The organism is Pseudomonas sp. JUb42 (assembly GCF_024807945.1).
GTDB lineage: Bacteria > Pseudomonadota > Gammaproteobacteria > Pseudomonadales > Pseudomonadaceae > Aquipseudomonas.
Window position 1 is genome coordinate 178190 of the sequence record NZ_JANUFD010000007.1, and the last position, 26048, is coordinate 204237.

The 26048-nt window shown below is 61.2% G+C and carries 20 protein-coding genes; 5 read left to right on the plus strand and 15 right to left on the minus strand.

The annotated features are described in order from the left end of the window. Positions 1-59: 59 nt before the first annotated feature. From M2401_RS15695 to hutC, 9 genes are all read right to left on the minus strand, one after another. A complete protein-coding gene (locus M2401_RS15695) occupies positions 60-890 on the minus strand; it encodes a glycine betaine/L-proline ABC transporter ATP-binding protein (protein WP_259104210.1) in 831 nt (276 codons plus the stop codon). Further along, positions 887-1738 carry a proline/glycine betaine ABC transporter permease gene (locus tag M2401_RS15700; protein ID WP_259104212.1) on the minus strand — a complete coding sequence of 284 codons (852 nt, stop codon included), beginning with the start codon at positions 1736-1738 and terminating at the stop codon, positions 887-889. Before M2401_RS15700 ends, M2401_RS15695 begins: the two co-directional genes overlap by 4 nt. Positions 1739-1834: 96 nt before the next feature. Continuing rightward, positions 1835-2800, minus strand: a complete 966-nt coding sequence (locus M2401_RS15705) for an ABC transporter substrate-binding protein (protein ID WP_259104213.1) — start codon at positions 2798-2800, stop codon at positions 1835-1837. 248 nt (positions 2801-3048) lie between these two features. Further along, complete coding sequence (gene hutU / locus M2401_RS15710; RefSeq protein WP_259104214.1) at positions 3049-4746, minus strand: urocanate hydratase; 1698 nt, start codon at positions 4744-4746, stop codon at positions 3049-3051. Between the two features lie 330 nt (positions 4747-5076). Continuing rightward, positions 5077-5769 (minus strand): anti-sigma factor domain-containing protein, encoded by a 693-nt coding sequence (locus M2401_RS15715; protein WP_259104215.1) that lies wholly within the window; start codon positions 5767-5769, stop codon positions 5077-5079. Beyond that, a complete protein-coding gene (locus M2401_RS15720; RefSeq protein ID WP_259104216.1) occupies positions 5766-6323 on the minus strand; it encodes a sigma-70 family RNA polymerase sigma factor in 558 nt (185 codons plus the stop codon). The genes M2401_RS15715 and M2401_RS15720 overlap by 4 nt, the downstream gene beginning before the upstream one ends. Before the next feature lie 70 nt (positions 6324-6393). Continuing rightward, positions 6394-6915: a DUF3455 domain-containing protein gene (locus M2401_RS15725; protein WP_259104217.1), complete on the minus strand. Its 522-nt coding sequence runs from the start codon at positions 6913-6915 to the stop codon at positions 6394-6396. Positions 6916-7153: 238 nt separating this feature from the next. Further along, the gene (locus M2401_RS15730; RefSeq protein WP_259104218.1) at positions 7154-7750 is read right to left on the minus strand and encodes a HutD family protein; all 597 of its coding nucleotides are present in this window, start codon (positions 7748-7750) and stop codon (positions 7154-7156) included. Continuing rightward, positions 7747-8457: a histidine utilization repressor gene (gene hutC / locus M2401_RS15735; protein ID WP_259104481.1), complete on the minus strand. Its 711-nt coding sequence runs from the start codon at positions 8455-8457 to the stop codon at positions 7747-7749. Before hutC ends, M2401_RS15730 begins: the two co-directional genes overlap by 4 nt. A gap of 209 nt (positions 8458-8666) precedes the next feature. On the opposite strand from hutC, the gene M2401_RS15740 reads away from it, so the two are divergent. Next, entirely contained in the window at positions 8667-10031 is a 1365-nt protein-coding gene (locus M2401_RS15740; protein WP_259104219.1) for a formimidoylglutamate deiminase, read from the plus strand. Positions 10032-10038: 7 nt separating this feature from the next. On the opposite strand, the gene M2401_RS15745 is transcribed toward M2401_RS15740, so the two are convergent. The 6 genes from M2401_RS15745 to M2401_RS15770 all read right to left on the minus strand — a co-directional run bounded on the left by M2401_RS15745 (position 10039) and on the right by M2401_RS15770 (position 19254). Next, positions 10039-10617: a lipocalin family protein gene (locus M2401_RS15745; protein WP_259104220.1), complete on the minus strand. Its 579-nt coding sequence runs from the start codon at positions 10615-10617 to the stop codon at positions 10039-10041. A 3-nt stretch (positions 10618-10620) separates the two neighbouring features. Further along, on the minus strand, positions 10621-10875 hold the full coding sequence (bamE, locus tag M2401_RS15750; protein WP_259104221.1) for an outer membrane protein assembly factor BamE: 255 nt from the start codon (positions 10873-10875) through the stop codon (positions 10621-10623). A 231-nt stretch (positions 10876-11106) separates the two neighbouring features. Next, complete coding sequence (locus tag M2401_RS15755; RefSeq protein WP_259104223.1) at positions 11107-12117, minus strand: class 1 fructose-bisphosphatase; 1011 nt, start codon at positions 12115-12117, stop codon at positions 11107-11109. A gap of 168 nt (positions 12118-12285) precedes the next feature. Further along, a complete protein-coding gene (locus M2401_RS15760) occupies positions 12286-13635 on the minus strand; it encodes a DUF3999 domain-containing protein (protein WP_409033935.1) in 1350 nt (449 codons plus the stop codon). A gap of 29 nt (positions 13636-13664) precedes the next feature. After that, positions 13665-16556 carry a DUF2339 domain-containing protein gene (locus M2401_RS15765; RefSeq protein WP_259104226.1) on the minus strand — a complete coding sequence of 964 codons (2892 nt, stop codon included), beginning with the start codon at positions 16554-16556 and terminating at the stop codon, positions 13665-13667. 244 nt (positions 16557-16800) lie between these two features. Further along, positions 16801-19254, minus strand: coding sequence for a glycogen/starch/alpha-glucan phosphorylase (locus M2401_RS15770; protein WP_259104227.1), 2454 nt, complete (start codon positions 19252-19254; stop codon positions 16801-16803). A 320-nt stretch (positions 19255-19574) separates the two neighbouring features. Here M2401_RS15770 and pip point away from each other — a divergent pair, with 320 nt between their 5' ends. The 4 genes from pip to mdoH all read left to right on the plus strand — a co-directional run bounded on the left by pip (position 19575) and on the right by mdoH (position 25961). Beyond that, positions 19575-20546 carry a prolyl aminopeptidase gene (pip, locus tag M2401_RS15775; protein ID WP_259104229.1) on the plus strand — a complete coding sequence of 324 codons (972 nt, stop codon included), beginning with the start codon at positions 19575-19577 and terminating at the stop codon, positions 20544-20546. Between the two features lie 156 nt (positions 20547-20702). Then, complete coding sequence (gene dtd / locus M2401_RS15780; RefSeq protein WP_259104231.1) at positions 20703-21140, plus strand: D-aminoacyl-tRNA deacylase; 438 nt, start codon at positions 20703-20705, stop codon at positions 21138-21140. A 245-nt stretch (positions 21141-21385) separates the two neighbouring features. Beyond that, the gene (locus M2401_RS15785) at positions 21386-23392 is read left to right on the plus strand and encodes a glucan biosynthesis protein G (protein WP_310504125.1); all 2007 of its coding nucleotides are present in this window, start codon (positions 21386-21388) and stop codon (positions 23390-23392) included. After that, entirely contained in the window at positions 23385-25961 is a 2577-nt protein-coding gene (gene mdoH, locus M2401_RS15790) for a glucans biosynthesis glucosyltransferase MdoH (protein ID WP_259104233.1), read from the plus strand. The genes M2401_RS15785 and mdoH overlap by 8 nt, the downstream gene beginning before the upstream one ends. The last annotated feature ends 87 nt before the right edge of the window (positions 25962-26048 follow it).

Sequence of the window (26048 nt, forward strand, 5' to 3'; positions counted from 1 at the left end):
TGGCTCCTGCATGCCCTGCGCTTGTGGCGCATGAGCTGCGGCGTGTGGTGATGTCCTGTTTAAAGCGTTGCCACCCGGCGCTGGACGAAACGGTCAACGTAATCGTCGGCAGGCGTGTGGAGGATTTCTTTTGGCGTGCCGACCTGGATTAACCGCCCGTCCTTGAGGATCGCAATGCGGTTGCCGATGCGCACGGCCTCATCGAGGTCATGGGTAATGAAGACGATGGTCTTTTGCAAAGTCTTCTGCAATTCCAGCAACTGGTCCTGCATCTCGGCGCGGATCAACGGGTCGAGGGCGCTGAAGGCCTCGTCCATCAAGATCACATCGGTGTCGGCAGCCAAGGCACGCGCCAGACCGACCCGCTGGCGCATGCCGCCGGACAGCTGGTGCGGATACTTGTTCTCGTAGCCTTTGAGGCCCACGGTGCTGATCCAGTGCAGGGCACGCTCGGCGCAGAACGCCTTGGTTTCACCGCGCACTTTCAGGCCGTAGGCGACGTTGTCGAGCACGGTTTTGTGGGGCAGCAGGCCAAAGCTCTGGAACACCATGCTGATCTTCTTGCGGCGAAATTGGCGCAGGGCTTCCATGTCGTAGCGCAGGATGTCCTCGCCATCGACCAGGATTTCGCCGCTGGTCGGGTCGATCAGGCGATTGAAGTGGCGCACCAGGGTCGACTTGCCGGAGCCGGACAGGCCCATGATGACGAAGATTTCGCCGCTGCCGATGGACAGCGACAAATCGTTCACACCCACCACGCAGCCGGTATCGGCCAGGACCTGATCCTTGCTCTTGCCTTGCTTGATCATCGCCAGTGCGTCTTTCTCGCGGCTGCCGAAAATCTTGAATACGTTACGAACTTCGATCTTGTTCATCTGCGCGCCATTCATTTGCTCGCCTCATGCCGGGGCCTGCCGTAGGCCTGGGTAATGCGGTCAATGACTACCGCGAGAATCACAATGGCCAGGCCGGCTTCGAGACCGCGGCCGACGTTGAGGGTCTGGATACCGATCAGTACATCTTCGCCCAGGCCACGGGCACCGATCATCGAGGCAATCACCACCATCGACAGGGCCATCATGGTGGTCTGGTTGATCCCGGCCATGATGCTCGGCAGGGCCAGGGGCAGTTGCACGCCGAACAGTTGTTGCCAGCGGTTGGCACCGAAAGCGTTGATAGCTTCCATGACTTCGCCGTCCACTTGGCGGATGCCCAGATCGGTGAGACGGATCAGCGGCGGCGCGGCGTAGATCACCGTGGCGAAGATCGCCGGGACCTTGCCCAGGCCGAACAGCATCAGCACCGGGATCAGGTAAACGAAGCTGGGCATGGTCTGCATGATGTCCAGCAAGGGCATCAGGATCGAGCGCAGGCGATTGCTGCGGGCCGAAAGAATTCCCAGGGGAATACCGATCAGCACGGAAATGATCGTGGCCACCATCATCAGGGCCAGAGTCTGCATCAGCTTGTCCCACAGGCCGACCGCGCCGACCAGGAACAGCAGGCCGACGATTGCCACGGTACTGGTGACTTTGCGCGTGGCGTGCCAGGCAATACCGCCGACAATTGCCAGCATCAACCACCAGGGCGCCATGCGCAGCAGGCCTTCCAGATTGACGATGGCCCACAGCAGGGTGTCGGAGATCTGCCGAAACACATCGCCATAATTGGTGACCAGGGAATCGACCCAGCCATTTACCCAGTTGGCGATTGAGAAGGTAAAGCTTTCGGGGAACATAGAGGGCTCTCAGTCAAATAGGCTTGGCGAGCAAAGGCTCCGCCCGCAGAGGCCGTTCGCCCCTTATATACCGGGGCGAACAGACCCTGGGCTGGCTTACAGCGAAGCGTCTACCTTCTTCGCGGCATCGGCGCTGACCCACTGGTGCCAGACTTCCGGATGCTCTTTCAGGAAAATCTTCGCCAGCTTAGGCGATTCGATACGGTCTTTGGTCATGCGTGCCAGGTTCTGGTTCAACAGATCGATGGGCAGATTGACCTTTTCCAGTACCGCGACCAGTTCCGGAGCCTGTTCGTGGAAGGCCTTGGACAGACCGACCTTGATGTCGATGGTCTTGTTCACGCCAGCTTTTTCTTCCAGGCGCACCATGTCGACTTCACCCATCAGCGGCGTTGGCGACCAGTAGTAGGCCAGGATCGGCTCGCCACGCTTGTAGCTCGACAGGATGGCTGCATCCAGGGCCGGGCCGGTGCCTGGGCGGAAGTTGGTGTACTTGTCTTCCAGGCCATAGCTTTTCAGCATCTCGCTGTTTTCCAGCTCGCAGGTCCAGCCGGCCGGGCAGTTGTAGAAGCGGCCTTTGCCTGGCTCTTCGGCATCCTTGAACAGGGCCTGGTACTTGGCCAGGTCGCCGATGGACTTGAGGTCAGGTGCCTTGGCAGCCAGTTTGCGCTTGGCGTCGCCTTCGATCACGTAGCGCGGTACATACCAGCCTTCGATGGCGCCGACAATCGGTGCCCCGACGCCGACGACTTTGCCGGCGGCAGCGGCCTTGTTCCAGACCTCGCTGCGGCCAACCCATTCTTCGGCAAAAATCTGGATGTCATTGGAACTCAGGGCGTTTTCCATGGTGATGGAGTTGCCGGGCAACGAATCCACTTTGCAGCCATAGCCCTTGTCCAACACGACTTTGAGCACGTCGGTCAGCAGCATGGCGCTTTCCCAGTTCAGTTCGGCAAACTTCACTTCCTTGCCCGATTCGCACCAGCCAGCCGCCTGGCTCGCGCCACTGGCGAGCAGGCCGACTGAAAGTAAAGTCGTCAGCAGGGCCTTTTTCGTTTTCATTGTTTTGACGCTCCTAATCATCTGAAGGTAGTGCGGCAGTCGAAAAGGCATCCAGCCTGTGGATGGGGCTTATGGCTGCCCCCTTCCTGTGTCGTTCTGATTGCAACGTCTGAATTGTGGAACCTAACCCCGTTGGAGCCGGGCTTGCCCGCGAATGCGATTTTTCAACCGAGAAAAATTTGGCGGATGTACCGGCCTTTTCGCGGGCAAGCCCGGCTCCAACAGATATCAACGGTTTCGTGTGCGGATCAGCCCGTGATCATCGGCAGATTCAGTCCCTGTTCCTTGGCGCAATCAATGGCGATCTGGTAACCGGCATCGGCGTGGCGCATGACACCGGTCGCCGGGTCGTTGTGCAGCACGCGAGCAATACGCTCGGCCGCTTCGTCGGTGCCGTCACAGACGATGACCATGCCCGAATGCTGCGAGAAGCCCATGCCGACGCCGCCGCCGTGGTGCAGGGACACCCAGGTCGCGCCGCTGGCGGTGTTGAGCAGGGCGTTGAGCAGTGGCCAGTCGGACACTGCATCAGAGCCGTCGCGCATCGATTCGGTTTCACGGTTCGGGCTGGATACCGAGCCGGAGTCCAGGTGGTCGCGACCGATTACCACCGGTGCGGACAGCTCGCCGCTGCGGACCATTTCGTTGAACGCCAGGCCCAGCTTGGCGCGCTGGCCCAGGCCGACCCAGCAGATACGTGCCGGCAGGCCTTGGAAGCTGATGCGCTCGCGGGCCATGTCCAGCCAGTTGTGCAGGTGAGCGTCGTCCGGGATCAGTTCCTTGACCTTGGCGTCGGTCTTGTAGATGTCTTGCGGGTTGCCCGACAGCGCGGCCCAGCGGAAAGGGCCTACGCCACGGCAGAACAGAGGACGAATGTAGGCGGGAACGAAGCCCGGGAAGTCGAAGGCATTGGCCACGCCTTCTTCCTTGGCCATCTGACGGATGTTGTTGCCGTAGTCGAAGGTCGGCACGCCAGCTTTCTGAAAGGCCAGCATGGCTTCGACGTGCTCGGCCATCGATTGCTTGGCGGCCTTGACCACGGCGGCAGGCTCGGTGATGGCGCGGGCGCGGTACTCGTCCCAGCTCCAGCCTTTTGGCAGGTAGCCGTTGAGCGGGTCGTGGGCGCTGGTCTGGTCGGTGACCATGTCCGGGCGCACACCACGGCGGACCATTTCCGGGAGGATTTCAGCCGCGTTGCCGCACAGAGCGATGGAGATGGCCTTGCCTTCGGCGGTGTATTTGGCGATACGCGCCAGGGCGTCGTCCAGGTCAGTGGCCTGTTCGTCGACGTAGCGGGTCTTGAGGCGGAAGTCGATGCGGCTCTGCTGGCATTCGATGTTCAGCGAGCAGGCGCCGGCCATACCGGCGGCCAGCGGTTGTGCGCCACCCATGCCACCCAGGCCTGCAGTCAGTACCCACTTGCCTTTGAGACTGCCGTTGTAATGCTGGCGACCGGCTTCGACGAAGGTTTCGTAGGTGCCCTGAACGATGCCCTGGCTGCCGATGTAGATCCAGCTGCCGGCGGTCATCTGGCCGTACATGGCCAGGCCCTTGGCATCCAGTTCGTTGAAGTGTTCCCAGTTGGCCCAGTGCGGTACCAGGTTGGAGTTGGCAATCAGCACCCGTGGCGCATTGCTGTGGGTCTTGAATACGCCGACCGGCTTGCCGGACTGCACCAGCAGGGTCTCGTCGTCATTCAGGTTGGTCAGGCTTTCGACGATCTTGTCGTAGCATTCCCAGTTGCGTGCGGCACGGCCGATACCGCCGTAGACCACCAGCTCGTTGGGGTTTTCCGCGACTTCCGGGTCAAGGTTGTTCATCAGCATGCGCAGCGGTGCTTCGGTCAACCAGCTCTTGGCGGTCAGCGTAGTGCCACGGGCAGCGCGGACTTCGACGTTACGATGCCGGGTCCATTTTTGATTCAAGTCTTGATTATTCTCAGTCACGAAAAAAACTCCTCAGCGATCGATCCAGAAACCAGCCCGATGATGGGCGAGGACCTGCCTCGCAGGTCCGAATTCGTTGGGGTGGCGCATGGTGCTTCTTTGTAGCTCATGCGCACACATCTTTACTTGTACATACAAGCATATGCAATTGAAAGACCAACTTGGTTTTTTTGAGTTGGACGTACTTCGATATCCGGCTCAAGGCCTTTGTTGCAAAGGCTTTCAGAGAAGCCAGCTGCGTGCGGCGGGAACGCTTGCAGGAAGGCAAAGCTGTTACCGTGACGGGTTTTTGCGTCATTCTGGGGCGTCAGGTAACACAGTGGTGCGTGCTTAGATGACCTTCACCGCGCGACCAATGAACTGGATAGGCCCGGTAGGTTTGCCGATGGGTGAGCCGGTGGGTTTTTCCAGGGTCAGCTCGAATAGCTGGTTGGGTTGCAGGGGCGGCAGCTTGTCGAGGGGAACGTGCAGGGTCTCGCCAGGCTTGACCAGCCCCAGGGAAACCGGGCCTTGCCAGCCATCGGCTTTGGTCCAGAATTCCAATGCTTTATCCGCCGGGACTTCGGCGACGCCCAGCGGAATCAGTTGGATTTCCTTATTGTTGGCAGCCTGTATTACCCAGCCTGGAGCCTTGTCCTGCGGCGCGACCAGGACCACCAGCCAAGACGGTGAGGGCGCAGGGCGAATGGCAAGGTTCACACCCAGAACCAGGGTGGCTGCCAGACCTGCGCCAGCCAGACCGCGCCAGACTGCCAGGCTGTCCCACCAGCGTGTCGGAGCGGTGCCGCCGGGATTGAGATTGTCCAGGCTGCGCTCAAGTCGTGCCCACAGATTGGCCGGTGGCGTGACCGGTGCTGCCAGCGCGGTCAGGGGCAGCAGGCGTGCTTCCCAGGCATCGACGGCGGCCTGCAATTGCGGCTCGCGGCTCAGGCGTTGTTCAACCTCTCGGCGCTGACGGGGCGACAGGGTGCCGAGCACATATTCGCCGGCCAGGCTGTGGATATCGTCTGTGGGTGTATTCATCCGATGCACTCGCGCAATGCGTTCAGGCTGCGTTTGATCCAGGCCTTGACCGTGCCCAGGGGCGCGCCGATCTTCTGCGCAATTTCCTGATGGGTGTAACCGTCCACGTAAGCGTGAAACACACAGTTGCGGCGCACCGGTTCCAGTTGTTCCAGGCAATGCTGCACGCGGCCGGGGTTGGCGCGCCAGTCGAAAGAGTCGGTGGTTTCCTGCCAGCCCTCGAGGGTTGCTTCGCTTTGCTCAAGATCGTCATCGCCGCTGACTTCCCAGGTCTTGTCGCGCAAGACATTCAGGGCCAGGTGGCGGGTCAGGCTGAAGATCCAGCCACGGGCCGAGCCGCGGGTCTGATCGAAGCTCGCGGCACGTGTCCAGATCTTGATGAAAGCGTCATGCACGATGTCCTCGGCCATGCCCTTGTCCCGTACCAGGCGCAAGACCACGCCCAACAGGCGCGGGCTTTCCTGTTCGTACAGACGCTGCAAGGCCTGCCGCTCGCCGCGGGCGCAGGCATGCAGGGTGGCTTCGTAGTCAAAGCTGGATTCGTACGAGGACACGTCAATCAGTCATCCATGGCCGGGCGTGCGCAGGAGCATAGCCGAGTTCCTGCGCTGCGCGGTCACTGGCTCAGTTACTGGCCCAGAAGATGTAGTCGGCCTGATACTTGACCACTTCCTTGGCGCCTTTGTTGGCGGCGGCACAGGCCGTGGTCGGCGCTACGCCGCCCTTGAGTGCCACGCGCTGGATGTAAGCAACACCGTGCATGGCGCCCTTGCCTTCGGCAGGGTTGGCCTTGACCAGTTGATACGGCAGATTGCCTGCGCTGGACGGCGCCACGGCGACTTGAGTGCCGGTTACTTTCGAGCCGTCTTTGGCTTCCCAGGTGGCCGGTGGGCCGAAATAGTTGCCGACGGCCTTGCCGCTACGGTCATTGAGCACGGCCTTGGGGCCGACGAAGGTCCACTCCAGCTGACCGGGCATATTGGCCTTGTCGCGGCATTCGTAGGTGATCTCGCCGACGCCGGTGGTTTCCATGCTGATCTTGTGCCCGGCAGGCACGCGCACGGTTTCCGGCAGATCGGTCTGGGCCAGGGCGACCGGGGCCACACAGATCAGGGCGGTCAGGCAGAGCAAGCGTTTTGCGTTCATGCAGAAATCTCCAGATAAGTAACCCGCGCTCAGCAGCCTGAATGGCTGCTGGTGGTACTACACGCGGGGACGGGATCTGGATGCAGTGCTTTGAAAATATTTTTGGGCGACGGGGAGTTGAGCAGTGTGGGAGCGGATTTATCCGCGAAAGCGATATTTCAGGTGGCCAAGATGTGTTGGATGTACCGGCCTTTTCGCGAATGAATTCGCTCCCACAGAATTTGCTCTCCGTTTGGGCTCAGCTGGTTATTTCGCTCAATTCAATCACACAACACCGGCTGGCACTCGGCGCCTGCAATTCGATTTCCAGCAGGCCCTGGTTGTTATCCACCTGCAGGCAGTCATGCTTGCCCAGCATTTCCCACGGGCTGTTACCAATGCCTACCGCCACTTGCTCGGCCACGCTGAATAGCAGCAGGGTATTGGCCGAGCTGAACAGGCGCTGCGGCAGGCGTACGTCGAGCCATTGCAGGCGGGCGCTGTAGCGTTGCGGTGCGTAGATCAGGTTGAAGTCGCGGATCGGGCCGTCGAGCAGGGTGCAGCTGACGGTGCTGTCGCCACTGAAGGCGAACGGGTCCGAGGGCAGCAGTTCGCGGGAGGTCTGGCCGTCCACGTCCAGGGTCATGCCCGCGCCTTGCAACACGGTAATGATGCGCTGGTAACCGGCGAACACCGAGAAGCCACCCGAGGCTTCGATATCGGCAATCGACAGGCGCCAGCCGAAACCGTCCAGGCCAACACCTGCATCCCGGGTGATTTCCTCGGTGCTGCCGCCGCCGTTTTTCCAGGGCATGCGGGGGTAGTCGACGGCGCGCAGAACAGTGATAGCGGTCATTTGCTGAAACGTCCTTCAAGGCGATGGCGGGAACCGGGGTGAATCAGCCGCGCGGCGGTCACCGGCTGGCGGCCCGACCAGGTGCGGCGGCGGATCAGCAGGCAAGGCTCGCCGGGCTCAATCTGCAGCAGTTTGCACTCGTCGGCCTCGGCGAGAATGGCCTCGACCACATGCTCGCCCTCGGTCAGCGGTGCGACTTGGGATAGATAGGCATAAGGCGTCTGCACGGTGAAGTCCTGACGCAGGTAGTCAGGCGCCACCAAGGCGTTGACGAAACGATCTTCGATCTGCACCGGGATATCGTTTTCGTAATGCACGATCAGCGAATGAAACACCCGCTGGCCCTCGCGCATGTCCAGGGCCAGAGCGCGCTCGGAGCCTGCGGCTTCTTCGGCGAGGATCATCACCTTGCAGGTGTGGCGATGGCCCCGTGAGGCGATTTCGTCGGCTATGTTGTGCACTTCGAACAGCGCCGACTGGGTCTTGGGTTCTGCCACGAAGGTGCCGACACCCTGCATGCGCACCAATAGCCCTTCGGCGGTCAGCTCGCGCAGGGCGCGGTTGATGGTCATGCGGCTGAAGCCCAGCTGTGTGACCAGTTCGCTTTCCGACGGCACGCGATGGTGCGGCGGCCAAGTGCCGTTCTGGATCTGCAGGGCGATCATTTGCTTGACGCGGGCGTACAGCGGCGCCGGACTTTCGCCCATCTGGGAGGCCAGCAGGGAAACGGCAGGCGGAGTCGGCACAGGGCAATCCTTGTTCAATGGGGTTCTGGCACGTTGGCAGCATGGCAGAGTGTACAAAAGTGCGCTCACGCTATCCATTAAGCGCAGCGGCGGCAAGCTCGCCGGAGTTTACCGAGCGAGCAAACGTCTGTATATGTACATACAACTTTAACACCGATGAGGTTCAGAGCATGTCCGCCTTCTTCGCCGAGCGCGCCTTGTTAGCCACTGGCTGGGCCAGAAATGTCCGTTTCGAAGTCAGCGATGAAGGTCTGTTGACCCAGGTGCTCAGCGACTCCGATGCCCAGGGCGCCGAAGTGCTCAAGGGACCGGTGGTGCCGGGCATGCCGAACCTGCATTCCCACGCCTTTCAGCGCGCCATGGCCGGGTTGGCGGAAGTGGCGGGCAACCCCAATGACAGTTTCTGGACCTGGCGCGACCTGATGTATCGCCTGGTCGGCAAGATCAGCCCCGAGCAACTCGGTGTCATCGCCCGCCAGCTGTATATCGAAATGCTCAAGGGCGGGTTCACCTCGGTGGCCGAATTCCATTACGTGCATCAGGACAGCGCCGGCCAACCCTACGCCAACCCGGCGGAACTGGCCCTGCAAATCAGCCAGGCGGCGAGCAGCGCGGGCATCGGCCTGACCCTGTTGCCGGTGCTCTACAGCCATTCCGGTTTTGGCGGCCAGGCGCCCAATGAAGGACAACGGCGTTTTATCCACAGCACTGAGAGCTACCTTTCGTTGCAGGCGCAGCTCAAGCCGCTGTTGGCCGCGCAACCGGCCCAGGCCCTGGGGCTGTGTTTCCACTCGCTGCGCGCCGTGACGCCGCAGCAGATCAGCGAAGTACTGGCCGCCAGCGACAAGGCTTGCCCGGTGCATATCCATATCGCCGAGCAGCAGAAGGAAGTCGATGACTGCCTGGCCTGGAGCGGGCGTCGGCCGTTGCAGTGGTTGTACGAAAATGTCGATGTCGATCAGCGCTGGTGCCTGGTCCACGCCACCCACGCCGATGCCGGTGAAGTGGCGTCCATGGCGCGCAGTGCGGCGGTTGCGGGCCTGTGCCTGACTACCGAGGCCAATCTGGGGGACGGGATTTTCCCGGCGGTGGACTACATCGCTCAAGGCGGGCGCTGGGGCATCGGCTCGGACAGCCATGTTTCGTTGAGCGTGGTCGAAGAGTTGCGTTGGCTCGAATACGGCCAGCGCCTGCGCGATCAACGGCGCAATCGCCTGTATCGCATTGATCAGCCCATGGTCGGGCGTACCTTGTTCGATGCCGCGCTGGTCGGCGGTGCCCAGGCCATGGGGCAGAACATCGGTGCTTTGACTGTCGGCCAGCGTGCCGACTGGCTGGTGCTGGACGGCAATGATCCGTACCTGGCCACGGCCACGGACGACGGCATTCTCAACCGTTGGCTGTTTGCCGGCGGCGATCGGCAGATTCGTGATGTGCTGGTCAACGGCCAGTGGGTGATTCGCGACGGCCGTCATGCTGGTGAAGAGCAGAGCAGCCGGGCGTTCGCTGCGGTACTGCGGGAATTACTTGGCTGACTCTTTATCAGCGCGTTGCTTTGCCGATAGCCGAGTCTTCCGTGCGCCAGATCAGCTTCATGGTGTCGTAACCCTGCTGCTGGGCCTTGCTCAGCAGCTCCTGGCGAGTGGTTTCGGACACATGAGCGGTGCGTGACAGCAGCCACAGGTATTTTCGATCCGGCGTACCGACCACGGCGGTCTTGTAGTCATCGTCGATGTAGAGCACCCAGTACGCGCCCTTGGTGATGCCCGGCAGCAGGCGCGAGAACCAGTTATCGAACACCACCCACAGGCGGTCGGTCTTGCCGACTTCCTGCGGCGAGGCGGTGCCGTTTATTTCCTGCCACTGCCCATCCTTGTCGCGACAGCGGTTCAGCACGCTGACATTGCCATCGTCCTTGAGGCCGTAATGGGCTTCTGATTGCGCGCAGTTGCGCTGGAAATACATCGGCAGCCGGGCCAGCTCATACCAGGTGCCCTGGTAGCGCTTGAAGTCGACATGGCCGACGGTCTTGGGCTCCAGATTCTCTTGCGAATGGGCAAAGCCGATGGCCAGGAAACAAGCCATCAGGGCAACGCTGAAACGTAGCAGTAGCTTGAGCATGATTTATTTCAGACCCTGACCCGAGAACAGCACCACTTTGTCGGCGGCGTACTGCACGCTGATAAAGCTCTTCTGATCGCCCCAGGTGCAACTGGTCAGGCCGATGGCGCCGGAGCATTCAGTCGGGCTGCCGAGCAGCGCTTCGACCTGGGTCTTGGGCATCCCGGCGGACAGCTTCGAATAGTTTTCCTGATTGATCTTGCTGCATGCAGCCAGCAATACGCAGAACGACAGTAGGGCGACGTTGCGCAAAGTCATGAGTGAAGCTCCTGAGCCTGGGGAAATGCTTATGCGGGGCAGGCCTGGAACGGCTGCGCGGGCGCAATAGCGCAAGCTTAGAAGGGAAAAGCGGGATCTGGTTCCGTGGTGGAGGAGAATCACCACGGTTTATTCGTTGGAGCGAGGCTTGCCCGCGAACAGCAACACGCGCAATGTCAGGCAGACCGCGTTGTTGCATTCGCGGGCAAGCCTTGCTCCAACAAGGTCTGATTAGCCCTTATGGTACGCAGTCACGCGCTCGACTTCTTCTTTCGAACCCAGGTACACCGCAACACGCTGATGCAGGCCTTCAGGCTTGATGTCGAGGATGCGCTGGTGGCCGTCGGTGGAGGCGCCGCCAGCCTGTTCCACCAGGAACGACATCGGGTTGGCTTCGTACATCAGGCGCAGTTTGCCCGGCTTGGATGGCTCACGGCTGTCACGCGGGTACATGAACAGACCGCCACGGGTCAGGATGCGGTGCACGTCGGCAACCATCGCGGCCACCCAACGCATGTTGTAGTTCTTCTCCAGCGGGCCTTCTTCACCGGCCAGCAGCTCGCTGACGTAGCGCTGTACCGGGGCTTCCCAGTGGCGCTGGTTGGACATGTTGATGGCGAATTCCTGAGTGGTCTCCGGGATCGTGATGTCTTCGTGGGTCAGGGCGAAGCTGCCCATTTCACGGTCCAGGGTAAAGCCCTTGACGCCGTCACCCAGGGTCAGCACCAGCATGGTTTGCGGGCCGTAGATGGCGTAACCGGCAGCGACCTGCTCGGTGCCTGGCTGCAGGAAGGCCTTTTCGTTCAGGGCTTCGTTCTGACTCAGGTATTCGTTCGGGCAACGCAGTACCGAGAAGATGGTGCCGACCGGGGCGTTGATGTCGATGTTCGACGAGCCGTCCAATGGGTCAAATACCAACAAATAGGCACCCTTAGGGTATTTGCCGGGGATCTGGTAGGCATTGTCCATCTCTTCGGATGCCATGCCGGCCAGGTGACCGCCCCATTCGTTGGCTTCCAGAAGGATTTCGTTGGAAATCACGTCGAGCTTTTTCTGCACTTCGCCCTGCACGTTCTCGGTGCCCATGCTGCCAAGCACACCGCCCAGCGCGCCTTTGGAGACGGCATGGCTGATTTCCTTGCACGCACGAGCCACTACTTCGATAAGGAAGCGCAGATCGGCAGGGGTGTTGTTGCTGCGGGTCTGCTCGATCAGATAGCGACTTAGGGTAACGCGGGACATGGAGTGCTCCGAAAGTATGGGGATGAAAAACCCGCGCAGTTTACCGCGTGTGCGAGCGTAATACTGCCCATCAGACCGGCTTGCAGCGGATTGAGTTCAGGTTTTGCCTGCTGTTTTGGCTCAGATAGACAGCGTAGCCACAAATCGCCCGCGTACGGGCGATGCGGATCAAGATTTTGGCGGGGTGGCGCGCAGGGTGCTCAAGGCCATCCAGCCGAGGAAAATCACCCCCAGCACCAACAAGGCCCACAGGCCGATGCGCTTCCAGTCGATCACCATCGGCGCGGGTGCCAGGGGCGTCAGGCTGACCACCGGCGCCTTGGTCGGCGCGGCGCTGCTGAGGCTGACGAGCTTCTGCGGGTTGTAGTCGGGAATCAGGGTATTGATCGGCAGATTTACCGCAGGCGCTGTCGCGTTACCGATGGCCAGGGTAAAGGGGCCGTTGCCCCGGGCCAGGAACACCACTTGCGTCGCCGACAGGGCAAAGTGCAGTTTCGGCGCTTCGGGGCCGAGGCCGCCGCCGCGTTCGTCCACTTCCAGTTTCAGTTCCCGAATCGGATAGCCCGCCAGCTGGATTTCATTCTGGGTGACGTCCTGGCCATTCTGAGTCAGGCGGTAGAGCAGGCCACTGCCGATCGCTTGCCAGGGCTTTTTGCTGTCCAGCCGCCCGTACAGCGTGCCGGGCGCCAGGCTGTTGGCCTGGGCGATCTCGAAACGCAGGCGCTCTACCGGCAGGCTAGTGGGCAGTTCCCACAGATATTCGCCGGGCTTGTCGAGCTTGCCGCTCAAGGCGGGCGACCAACTCAGGGGCGCAGGCGGCGCATCGTTAGCTGCGCCGAGGACCATGGCTGAGGTCAGGGTCGGTACGTTCGGCGTCGTCCACAGCAAGCGCAGGTAACGGGCCTTATGGCCGGGCAGGGCGACTTCACGCTGTTCGACCAGCTCATCGGAGAACGACAGTCGGGCGACCTGACCACTGCCCCACGACTGCCAGTGCTGCAGGTCGTCGCTGGCCTCGATGCTGAAGTGCTGGAAACCCTCATGTTCGGTGCTCCAGTCCAGGGTCAGGTGCTCCAGCGGCGCCTTGACCGCGCTGGTGTCCAGCAGCCAGCCGCGCAGGATTTCATCACCGGCTTCGATATCTTCCTGGGGCGATACTTCGACGACAGTGCCGTTGCTCGACCGTTGTACTCGCACCACCGGCACGGCATCGCGCTTGTCGGTGCTGTTGTACAGCGGGAACATTTTCACCGCGACTTCCGGCTGTTCGGCCGGACGCTGAGCCTGGTTTTGCGCCAGGGCATAGGCCTGGGGCTGGCCTTCGCTGTTGAATATGCGCAAGTCAGCGAGGTCAGCCTGACGGGCCTGCAGTTGCACGGCCAGGGGCAGCTCAAGACGATACCAAGGGCCTTCGCCGCTGAGGGTCAGGGGCGTCTGGCTGGCAAAGTCAGCGGGAGCTTCCGCGGCCTGGATAAGATTGGCCGTCAACAAGGCGGTCGCGCACAGCAGGCTTTTCAATAACGCATGGGCACTCAAGTACGGCTTCCTCATGGCAGATCCGGTTCCGGCGTCGGTTCGACTGTGGCCTGGGCTGCACGCTTGGGCGGCAGCGGGGCGAAGTAGCCCACGACCAGCAGCAGGATACCGACGCCGATGAACGAAACAATCCGCGCCATGCCGCCACGGTTGCTCAGTTCGACGAAGAATAGCTTGGCAACCACGACACCGATCAGCACCGCACCGGCGATCCAGATTTCGCGGCGTACCCGCAGGTGGCCGCCGATCATCAGGGCCAGGGCCATCAGGGTCCAGACAATCGACAGCCCGGCCTGTACCCGCATGGATTCCAGCAGATCATCCGCCGCCCAGGGCACACCGCTCCAGTGATGAGCGGTACGCATGACCATGGCCGTAACCAGCGCAAACAGCGAAGCCCCGGCGACCAGCCAGGCCAGGCGCTGGCATTGATGCTGGCTGACGCCCAATTGATGCAGGTTGCGGCTGATCCACAGGAACACCCCGGTCAGGGCGAACATCAGGCCGATTTCCAGTGGGTTAACAAGTGGCACATAGCCCAGTGGATCGGCGTTGCCATCGCTGAAGGTGTTGGCCAGCCAGAACCAGGCGAGCAGCAGGCCAGCCACCGGCAAAGCCGCCCAGACCCGGTATTCGCGGCCATGAGTCGCCACCGGCCAAGGCCATTGTCGTGGCGCAGCCATCGCCAGCAGATACAGGCTCGGCACCAGCGCCCAACCCAGCCAGCGCCAGGCGTTGTAGGTTTCGGAGAATGCCATCACCACATCCCGTACCTGCAGGGCGACGACGCTGAGGATCAACCAGCAACCCAACACATGGGCGATGCTAGCGGCCTTGGCCGGAAGGATCTGCTCCAGGCTGCGCAGAGAACGCAGATGCACGGCGAACAACACCAGCCAGGCCAGCCAGCCCCAGTTGGCGCTCGGGTGATAGTCCGGGCCGAACTTGTAGGCCAGCAGGATGCCGCTGACCGGAATCAGCGCCAGTCCGAGCAAGGCCAGGCACAGCATCGCCAGACCGGGCCAGCGCAGGCGCACGCTGATCACGGTCCACAGCGCCAGACTGGCGGCGGCCAGGGCCAGCAGCAACACCACGCGCAGGTCCGGTGGCGCCAGGCGCCACGACGCACTGATCAGGCCCACGCCCCACCAGGCGCCGCCCCAGACCAACAGCAAGGTCGACAGCAGATCGCGATTGAGCAGGCTCGCGGTCCTGATCCGCTCCACGCATAGGGCACTGATCAGCGCAGCCAGGGACAGAATCATCGGCGTCCAGTAATCGCCATGGGCAAACAGCGGCGAGTACCAGGCGTTCAGCTCATTGATGAAGGCGAGCCCGGCGCCGATTTGCAGCAACAGGCCGAAAGCCCTCGCCAGCATGCGGTTCTGCCGCAGGCCGAGCCAGAACGCCGCCGCGCCTTCAATGGCCCAGGATACTGAGGTCCACTGCGAATTCAGGCCCAGAGGGATGGCCAGGGTGGCAAACACTACGCCCAGGGCCAGACAGGTTTCGACCAGCAGCAGAGCGCGGCCGGATGTGCGCGATGCCAGCAGGCGGGCGATGCCCATATAGATCAGCCCCAGTACCAGGGCGCTGATGGCTGCGCCGAACTCCAGATGACCGACCAGCGCATATTGCAGACCGAAACCGACGATGGGCGTGCCGAACAACAGGCTGCCATCAACATAACTGCTCTGCCGTGCCGACCAGCGCAGCATGGCTGTGCGGCTGTCATCCTCGGGGCCGCTGGCCAGTTCTTCCAGCCTGCGTCGGGCGAACAACAGGCCGATGGCCAGGTACATCAGGAAGAACAGAATCAGGAAACCTTCAGTGCTCCACAGCAGCTCCGGGTTGTAGGCCTTCATGCCCCAGGCCGCGCCGATACCGAAGGTGCCGAAGAAACCGATCAGGTTCAGCGGGCGCCAGGCCTTGAACCAGGCGATAGCGAAGATTCCTGCGTTGAGCAGGGTGAAATAACTGAACAGGGCGATATGGTTGCCGCCCTGGCCGGTGGACGCCAGCAGCGGTGCAGCGAAGCCGCCGAGGGCACCGGCGCAGGCCAGGGCCAGGGAGTCCTGCTTGACCGCGAGAATCGCAGAGAAGGCAGTCACGGCCACCAACAGGGCGAAGCCCATGGCCGGGTCGATCAAGGCGTTGAGCTTCATCGCCGCAAAGATCGTCAGGTAGATCACCCCGACGCTGGCGCCCTGCAAGGTCAAGGCATAGGCCGGATTCCGGCCGCGCAGCCACCAACCCAGGCCCAGTAGTGCCAGGGCGCAGACGATGACGGAGGCGTACTTGGCTTCCACCGGGATAACAATGCCTTCGGTGGCGTAGCGCAGCAGGAAGGCCAGGCCGAGGAACAGCAGCACCACGCCGACGCGTAACACGGTATTGCCACCCAGTAGCCAGCCTTTGGCAGCGTCCAGGCCGCGGTCCAGCCAGTTGACAGGGGTAGGAGCCGCAGGTGATTGCGCACGGGAAGGGCTGACTGCGTCGATGTTCCAGTCGGAGGCGACGGGCTCTGGGGTAGGCGCAACTGCGACTTCAGCAGGCAGGTCCCAGCTCAGCTCGGGTTCGTCTGCCTTGCTGGCTACCCAGATAGTGTCGGGCAGCGGTGCGCTGTCTTGCACCGGTTGACTGGCGGCTGCCTTATTAAAGGAAGAGGTGGGTGGGTGCTCGAGCATCGACAGCCGTTGTTGCAGGGCTTCGACGGTTTTCTGCATCACTTCCAGTTGCTCGCCCTGGCGGGCGCTTTTGCGGCGCAATTGCCACACATGAATGCTCATGCCCAGCACCCAGCCGACTGCGCCGCCAATGGCAGCACCGCTGAAGGGGTCCAGGGGGTAGTCGCTGCCCATGGCGCCGAGCACCAGGCCAAGCAGCATCAGAATCCATTGCACGGGTTAAGTCCTTGTCTTGCCTGTCTGAAGGGAGCGACATGTATTTTAATAGACAGGGCTCAGACCGGACACAGCACAAATAATTGCGCGGTTTTGCGATTTTGCGAGGGGCATCACAGCTTTAGGCGCTGGACTCGTGGGAGCGCGGCTTGCCCGCGAAGTGGCCGGTACAGACGGTGAAAATTTATCGTCTGAGATGGCGCCTTCGCGGGCAAGCCGCGCTCCCACAAGGTGTGCAGATTTATTAATCCAACGCTTTCCAAATCTCCCCGGCATATTCGCGAATGGTCCGGTCCGAAGAGAACCAGCCCATACGCGCAGTGTTCAGCACTGCCGAGCGCCACCAGGCCTTGGAGTCGTGCCAGCGTTCCTCGACCCGGGCCTGGGCGTCCCAGTACGAGTCGAAGTCGGCGCAGACCAGGAAGCGGTCATAGGCCAGCAATTGGTCGATCAGCCCGATATAGCGGTTCGGATCATCCGGCGAGAACACCCCGCCGCGAATCGCCTGCAGCACATCGTTGAGACGCCCGGACGCAGCGACTTCGGCATGGGCGCTGAAATCCCCGGTGCGCTTGCGCGCTTCGACCTGTTGCGAGGTCATGCCGAAGATAAACATGTGCTCCAGCCCGATCTGCTCGCTCATCTCCACGTTGGCGCCGTCGAGCGTGCCGATCGTCAGAGCGCCATTGAGGCCGAACTTCATGTTGCTGGTGCCCGATGCTTCGAGCCCGGCCGTAGAGATCTGCTCCGACAGGTCCGCTGCCGGAATGATGCTTTCAGCCAGGCTGACGTTGTAGTTGGGCATGAACACGACCTTGAGCAGGCCGCGCACGGTCGGATCGTTGTTCACCGTACGGGCGATATCGTTGGTCAGCTTGATGATCAGCTTGGCCGAGTGATAACTGGCCGCCGCCTTGCCCGCGAAGATCTTCACCCGCGGCACCCAATCGGTGCCCGGCTCGGCACGAATGGCCTGATACAGCGCCACGGTGTGGAACAGGTTGAGCAGTTGGCGCTTGTATTCGTGAATCCGCTTGACCTGCACGTCGAACATCGCCGCTGGATTGACCACGATACCCAAGCGTTCATGGATGATCGCTGCCAGGGCGCGCTTGCTGTGCAGGCGCTGGTCAGCGAACTGTTTGCGGAACGAACTCTTTTCCGCGAACGGCTCCAGGCCCAGCAGGCCGGTTTCCATATTGTCCTGGATATCCGGGCCGAGTGATTCGACGAGCATTTCGGTCAGGCGCGGGTTAGCCTGGAACAGCCAGCGGCGGAAGGTAATGCCGTTGGTTTTGTTGTTGATCCGCTCCGGATACAGCTTGTGCAGCTCGGCGAACACCGTCTTGCGCATCAATTGCGTGTGCAGCGCCGATACACCGTTGACGCTATGAGAACCGAGGAACGCCAGGTTACCCATGCGCACACGGCGGCCGTTGTCTTCTTCGATCAGCGATACCGCGCGCAGCACGTCGAAGTCATGGATGCCTTTGGCACGCAGGGTGTCGATGTGCTGGGCGTTGATCAGGTAAATGATCTGCATGTGCCGCGGCAGCATGCGTTCCATCAGGCCCACAGACCAGGTTTCCAGCGCCTCGGGCAGCAGGGTGTGGTTGGTGTAGGCGAGGGTGCCGACGGTGATTTTCCACGCCGCATCCCAGGCGATGCCATGGGTGTCGATCAACTGGCGCATCAGCTCGGCCACGGCAATCGACGGGTGAGTGTCGTTCATCTGGATGGCCGCGTGTTCGGCCAGGTCCATCAGCGTCGCGTGCATGTTCAGGTGGCGACGCAGCAGGTCCTGCAGCGATGCCGAGACGAAGAAGTACTCCTGGCGCAGGCGCAGTTCCTGCCCGGCCTCGGTGGCGTCGTTGGGGTACAGCACGCGGGAAATGCTCTCGGCCCGCACCACTTCGGCCACGGCGCCGAAGTGGTCACCGGCGTTGAAACGCTCCAGGTGCAGATCGCCCACGGCACGGGCTCGCCACAGGCGCAGGGTATTCACACTGGCGCCGCGCCAGCCGACCACTGGAGTGTCATAGGCAATGGCCCGGACGGTTTCCGCAGGTTTCCAGATCTGGTGCGGTTCGCCGGTTTCGCTGAGCAGGGTCTCGACGCTGCCACCGAAGCCGATGGAATACACCACCTCTGGTCGTTCAAATTCCCAAGGGTTACCGAAATCCAGCCAGTTTTCCGTTTGTTCCTGTTGCCAGCCATCGACTACGGCCTGACGGAACAGCCCGTGTTCATAGCGGATGCCATAACCGTGACCGGCGATGCCCAGGGTCGACATACTTTCCATGAAGCACGCTGCCAGACGACCGAGGCCGCCGTTGCCCAGGGCCGCATCGGGCTCGAGCAGGCGGATACGTTCGATATCCACGCCCAGCTCAGTCATCGCCTCACGGGCGATTTCCAGCAGGCCGAGGTTGCTCAGGCTGTCGTACAGGAGACGGCCGATGAGAAATTCCAGGGACAGGTAATAAACCCGCTTCTGTACCGTGCGATAGATCTGCCTTGTGTGATCCATCCAGTGCTCGACCATATGGTCGCGCGCCGCAAGGGCCACGGCTTCAAACCAGTCATGCTCGAACGCATGGTCAGGGTCCTTGCCCACGGCATAGGTGAGTTTAGCGAGAACAGCGGCGCGAAAAGCGGCCACTTCAGCGTCACGAACGAGTGGTGGTTCCTGAGACATCAATTACGACCTCAAGCTAGTCAGACGAAGGAAGGGGTTCTTTGACTGTAGGGCGTGTCCCCGGTTATTGCCTGAAAAAATCCTAAAAAACTCAGAGCACGCGCCAGGGTTCGACACAGCGAGATCACATGCGTTCGCCGGGTCGGGTAATTGGCAAAACGCTTGCATTGATCGTTCCAGTCATCATTCATGCGTCACTACAGAGCATGATGAATCATCGTTTCGGGTTTATGATGGCCCACACTGGCTGTTCGATTTAGAGGCTCGCAGCCACTGCGCCACAATAATAGAAGCCCCTGAACAGGACCTATGGAGCACCTATGCAGACTTTGTACCCGCAGATCAAACCTTACGCCCGGCACGATCTGGCCGTGGAAGAGCCGCATGTGCTGTATGTCGACGAAAGCGGTTCGCCTGAAGGGCTGCCGGTGGTCTTTATCCATGGCGGTCCGGGTGCTGGTTGTGACGCACAGAGTCGCTGCTACTTCGATCCGAACCTCTACCGTATCGTTACTTTCGACCAGCGTGGCTGCGGTCGTTCGACGCCCCACGCCAATCTGGAAAACAACACCACCTGGCATCTGGTCGAAGACCTGGAGCGCATTCGCACGCACCTGGGCATCGACAAATGGGTGCTGTTCGGCGGCTCCTGGGGCTCGACCCTGGCCCTGGCCTACGCCCAGACGCACCCGGACCGCGTGCATGCATTGATCCTGCGCGGGGTATTCCTGGCGCGTCAGCAGGAAATCGACTGGTTCTACCAGGCCGGTGCCAGCCGCCTGTTCCCCGATTACTGGCAGGATTACGTGGCTCCGATCCCACAGGACGAGCGCGGCGACCTGCTCACCGCTTTCCACAAGCGCTTGACCGGCAACGATCAGATCGCCCAGATGCACGCCGCCAAGGCGTGGTCCACCTGGGAAGGCCGCACGGCGACCCTGCGCCCGAACTCGACCATGGTCGATCGTTTCTCCGAGCCGCAGCGGGCCTTGTCCATTGCCCGGATCGAATGCCACTACTTCACCAACAAGGCCTTCCTCGAAGACAACCAACTGATCCGCGACATGCCCAAGATCGCTCACTTGCCGGGCATCATCATTCACGGCCGCTACGACGTGATCTGCCCGCTGGACAACGCCTGGGAGCTGCATCAGGCCTGGCCCAACAGCGAACTGCAGGTGATCCGCGACGCGGGCCACGCCGCCGCCGAACCGGGGATTACCGATGCGTTGGTGCGGGCTGCCGCTGAAGTGGCCCGGCGCCTGCTGGATCTGCCGCCGGAAGAAGCCTGAGATTAATTTGCAGGGTGTCGAGGTTTTTGTGGGAGCGGATTCATCCGCGAAGACGGTCGTTCAGGCGCTACAGATGCAGTGAATGTACTGGCCTCTTCGCGGATGAATCCGCTCCCACATGATTCCTCTCATCGCATTTGGCAGAGAATCAGATAAATGAAAGCACTGTTACAGCGCGTACGCAGCGCGCGCGTCGAGGTGGGCGGCGATATTGTCGGGGCTATTGATCAGGGCCTGTTGGTGCTGGTGGGCGTCGAGCCCCAGGACACTCGCGCAAGCGCCGACAAGTTGCTGCACAAGTTGCTCAACTACCGGGTCTTCAGTGATAGCGACGGTAAAATGAATCTGTCGTTGCGCGATGTCGCGGGCGGTCTATTGTTGGTTTCACAATTCACACTGGCTGCCGATACCAAGAGTGGCATGCGCCCGAGTTTTTCAAGGGCCGCGCCGCCCGCCCTGGGTGCCGAGCTGTTCGACTACTTGCTCGACAAGGCGAAAAGCTCGCACAAAGGGGTGCAGGCGGGCCAATTTGGTGCAGACATGCAGGTCCATTTGATCAATGATGGCCCTGTGACATTTCTGTTGGAGAGCTAAACCCGGTCCGCCCGGATTTATTAGGCTTAAAAGCAATAAATACTTCGTTCCCCCTGATGCGTTGTCACGCGCGCTACTAGATAATCGCGCGCTACGGGGATCGCGTGAGTGGGTCCATTTATCTTGGTTTGAGTGTGCTTCGACGCCTCTTGGGGAATTCCCAAGTCTTTTAGGAGTCGGAACATTGCTCGCCAACCCGGCATCTGATAGCTGGCCGTTGGTTATTTCACTGTTTTCGGCGAGGGTTGCTCGTGATTGTTAGTCCCTGTAATGCACCTAAGACACCTGGCAAGCGGCTGCGCAGCGCGCTATTGGCGAGTTCTGCCCTGATCTGCCTGTTCAGCGCTTCCCAGCTTTGGGCTTTCGATCTGGAAGATGTAGCTGCCAAGGCAAAGGATCTGGCCGCGAAGAAATTTGAAGTGCCGAAGAGCAATCTTCCGGCGGAGTTCCGCGACATGAAGTTCGCGGACTACCAGAAAATCCGTTTCCGTGAGGAAAAGGCCGAGTGGGCCACTGACAAGACCCCGTTCAAGCTGTCCTTCTATCATCAGGGCATGCACTTCGACACGCCGGTCAAAATCAACGAAGTCACCGCGACTGATGTTCACGAAATCAAGTACGACGCCGGTCGTTTCGATTTCGGTGACGTGAAGTTCGACCCCAAGGCTACCGAGAAGCTCGGTTACGCCGGTTTCCGCGTCTTGTATCCGATCAACAAGGATGACAAGAACGACGAAGTCATGACCATGCTCGGCGCCAGCTATTTCCGCGTGATCGGCAAAGGCCAGGTGTACGGCTTGTCGGCGCGCGGCATGGCCATCGACACCGCGATGCCGTCGGGCGAAGAGTTCCCGCGCTTTACTGAGTTCTGGATCGAGAAGCCGCAGACCGACGAAAACCATCTGGTGATCTTCGCCCTGCTCGACTCGCCGCGCGCTACCGGTGCTTATCAGCTGACTCTGCGTCCGGGCACCAACACCGTTGTCGACGTCAAGTCGCGTATGTTCCTGCGTGAAAAAGTCGGCAAGCTGGGCGTTGCACCACTGACCAGTATGTTCCTGTTCGGTGCCAACCAGCCTTCGCGCGTACCTAACTATCGCCGCGAGCTGCACGACTCCAGCGGTCTGTCGATCCAGGCCGCCAATGGCGAGTGGATCTGGCGTCCGCTGAACAACCCGAAACACCTGTCGGTCAGCAGCTTCTCGGTCGAGAACCCGCGCGGCTTCGGTCTGCTGCAACGTGGTCGCGAGTTCAGCCACTACGAAGACCTCGACGACCGCTACGACAAGCGTCCAAGCGCCTGGATCGAACCGAAAGGCGACTGGGGCAAGGGTACTGTTGATCTGGTCGAAATCCCGACTGCCGATGAAACCAACGACAACATCGTTGCCTTCTGGAAGCCGGAAACCCAGCCAGCACCGGGCGAGCCAGTTGACTTCAACTATCGCCTGCACTGGACCATGGACGAAAAAGCCATCCACTCGCCTGATCTGGGCTGGGTCCGTCAGACGCTGCGCTCCATCGGCGACGTGCGTCAGTCCAACCTGATCCGCCAGCCTGACGGCACCGTGGCGTTCCTGGTTGATTTCGTCGGCCCGGTACTGGCCGCCCTGCCTGAAGATCCAACGATCCGCAGCCAGGTCACTACCGATGACAACACCGAGCTGGTCGAAAACAACCTGCGCTACAACCCGGTGACCAAAGGCTACCGCCTGACCCTGCGTCTGAAGGTCAAGGACAACAACAAGCCGATTGAAATGCGTGCCTACCTGCTGCGCGAGCTGCCTGCCGAACCTGGCAAGGAGCCTGCACTGCTGGTCACCGAGAAAGACAAGGCCGAGCAGAAAGCCGCAGCCGCCAAGGCCGCCAAAGAAGCCAAGGAGGCGCCGAAAGCCGCCGACAAGGTTGAAGTGGCCAAGGCTGACGCAGCCAAGCCGGAAGCGCCGAAAGCCGAAGCAGGCAAGCCCGCCAAGGCTGATGCAGCCAAGGCCGACGTAGCCAAGGCCGATGCGGCCAAAGCTGACGCGATCAAGCCTGATGCTGCTGCTGCCAAGCCGGAAGCCGTGACCGAAGCCGCCAAGACTGATGCTGCTAACCGTCCTGAAGCGGCCCTGGCCGACGCTGCCCGCGTCAAAGACGGTAAAGAGTCCCTGCAGCCTGCCCATGGCGCTGCATCCACCCTTCCAGAATCTGCCAAGACCCTGCAAGTCTTGACCGAGACCTGGAGCTACCAGTTGCCAGCCGATGAGTAATTCCGTACCGGCGCCAGTCTCGCTGAGCGAGTACCTGGCGCACCTGCCAATGAGTGACGAGCAGCGGGCAGAACTTGCCGGCTGCCAGTCTTTCAGTGAGTTGCATGAGCGTCTTTCGGCCCAGCCGGGCGTGGACACTACCGAGGCCGCTCAGGTCTCGGTAGGCCGTCGCCTGACCCTGGCCACCGCTGACGAGTTGCAGGAGGCCGAAATGCTCGGCCTCGACGCCAGCGGTCGGGTGTGTCTGAAAGCCACGCCGCCGATTCAGCGGACCAAGGTTGTTCCCGAGCCATGGCGCACCAATATTCTGGTGCGTGGCTGGCGGCGCCTGACCGGTCGCACCAATGCGCCGGAGCCGGAGAAGCGCGAGTTGCCCAAGGCGCGCTGGCGTACTGTGGGTTCGACCCGTCGCTATATCCTGCTGCTGTTGATGCTGGGTCAGACCATCGTCGCCAGCTGGTACATGAAAGGCATCATGCCGTATCAGGGTTGGTCGCTGGTTTCGTTCGACGAAATCTCCCGACAGTCGCTGATGCAGACCGCCTTGCAGGTTCTGCCTTATGCCTTGCAGAGCAGCATTCTGTTGCTGTTCGGCATCCTGTTCTGCTGGGTCTCGGCCGGTTTCTGGACCGCTCTGATGGGCTTTCTGGAGCTGCTTACCGGGCGCGATAAGTACCGCATCTCCGGTGCCAGCGCCGGTAACGAGCCGATCGAAGCCGGTGCCCGCACCGCGCTGGTCATGCCGATCTGTAACGAAGACGTGGCCCGGGTATTCGCCGGTCTGCGCGCGACTTTCGAGTCGGTTGCGGCGACGGGTGACCTCGATCGCTTCGACTTCTTCGTACTCAGCGACAGTAACGAAACCGATATCTGCGTTGCCGAGCAACAGGCCTGGCTGGATGTTTGCCGCGAGACCAAGGGCTTCGGCAAGATCTTCTATCGTCGCCGTCGTCGTCGCGTTAAACGCAAAAGCGGCAACCTCGACGACTTCTGCCGTCGTTGGGGCGGCGAATACCGCTACATGGTCGTCCTCGACGCCGACAGCGTAATGAGTGGTGAATGCCTGACCAGTCTGGTGCGCTTGATGGAAGCCACGCCGGACGCCGGTATTATCCAGACCGCGCCACGGGCGTCGGGCATGGACACGCTCTATGCGCGCATGCAGCAGTTCGCTACTCGCGTCTATGGCCCGCTGTTCACCGCCGGCCTGCACTTCTGGCAGTTGGGTGAGTCCCATTACTGGGGCCACAACGCGATCATCCGTATGAAGCCATTTATCGAGCACTGCGCCCTGGCGCCGTTGCCGGGTAAAGGTGCTTTCTCCGGTGCGATTCTGTCTCACGACTTCGTTGAAGCGGCGTTGATGCGTCGTGCCGGCTGGGGCGTGTGGATTGCCTATGATCTGCCAGGCAGCTACGAAGAACTGCCGCCGAACCTGCTGGATGAACTCAAGCGTGACCGTCGCTGGTGCCACGGTAACCTGATGAACTTCCGTCTGTTCCTGGTCAAGGGCATGCACCCGGTGCACCGTGCGGTGTTCCTCACCGGTGTGATGTCTTACTTGTCTGCGCCTTTGTGGTTCTTCTTCCTCGTGTTGTCGACGGCGTTGCTTGCGGTCAACACACTGATGGAGCCGACCTACTTCATGGAGCCGCGGCAGTTGTATCCGCTGTGGCCGCAGTGGCACCCGGAAAAAGCCGTGGCGCTGTTCTCTACCACCATCGTGCTGTTGTTCCTGCCTAAACTGCTCAGCGTCATTCTGATATGGGCCAAGGGCGCGATCGGCTTTGGTGGCAAGTTCAAGGTCACGCTGTCGATGTTGATGGAAATGCTGTTCTCGGTGCTGCTGGCTCCGGTGCGCATGCTGTTCCACACTCGCTTCGTACTGGCTGCGTTTCTCGGTTGGGCTGCAACCTGGAATTCGCCACAACGTGACGACGACTCCACGCCATGGCTTGAGGCGGTCAAACGCCACGGTCCGCAAACCCTGTTGGGCGCCTGCTGGGCCCTGCTGGTGGCGTGGCTGAACCCGAGCTTCCTGTGGTGGCTGGCGCCGATCGTCGGTTCGCTGATGCTGTCGATTCCGGTCTCGGTGATTTCCAGCCGTACTGGTCTTGGCCTCAAGGCGCGCGACGAGAAGTTCTTCCTCATCCCAGAGGAATACGCGCCGCCGCAAGAGTTGCTGGCAACCGACCAGTACACCCATGAGAACCGCTGGCACGCGCTGAAGGATGGTTTTGTTCGTTCCGTCGTCGACCCACGGCAGAACGCCTTGGCCTGCGCCCTGGCAACTTCGCGCCACAAGTTCGCCGAGCCCATCGAGCTGATGCGTCAGGAGCGGGTTCGCCATGCGTTGAAAGTCGGTCCGGAAAAGCTCAGCAACCACGAGCGCCTGATGCTGCTCAGCGACCCGGTGGCATTGGGTCGTCTGCATGAGCAGGTCTGGAGCGAAGGTCACGCCGAATGGCTGGCCGCGTGGCGCGCTTCCATCGAAGCCGATCCGCACTCGCCATTGCTGCCGCTGCAACCGGCGGTGGTAGAGCCGGCGCACGCTTTGGTACACGCCTGAGCTGTAGTTATAAAGTAAACAATGTGGGAGCGAATTCATTCGCGAAGAGGCCGGTACATTCGATAGATATTTATCGTCTGACCCGCC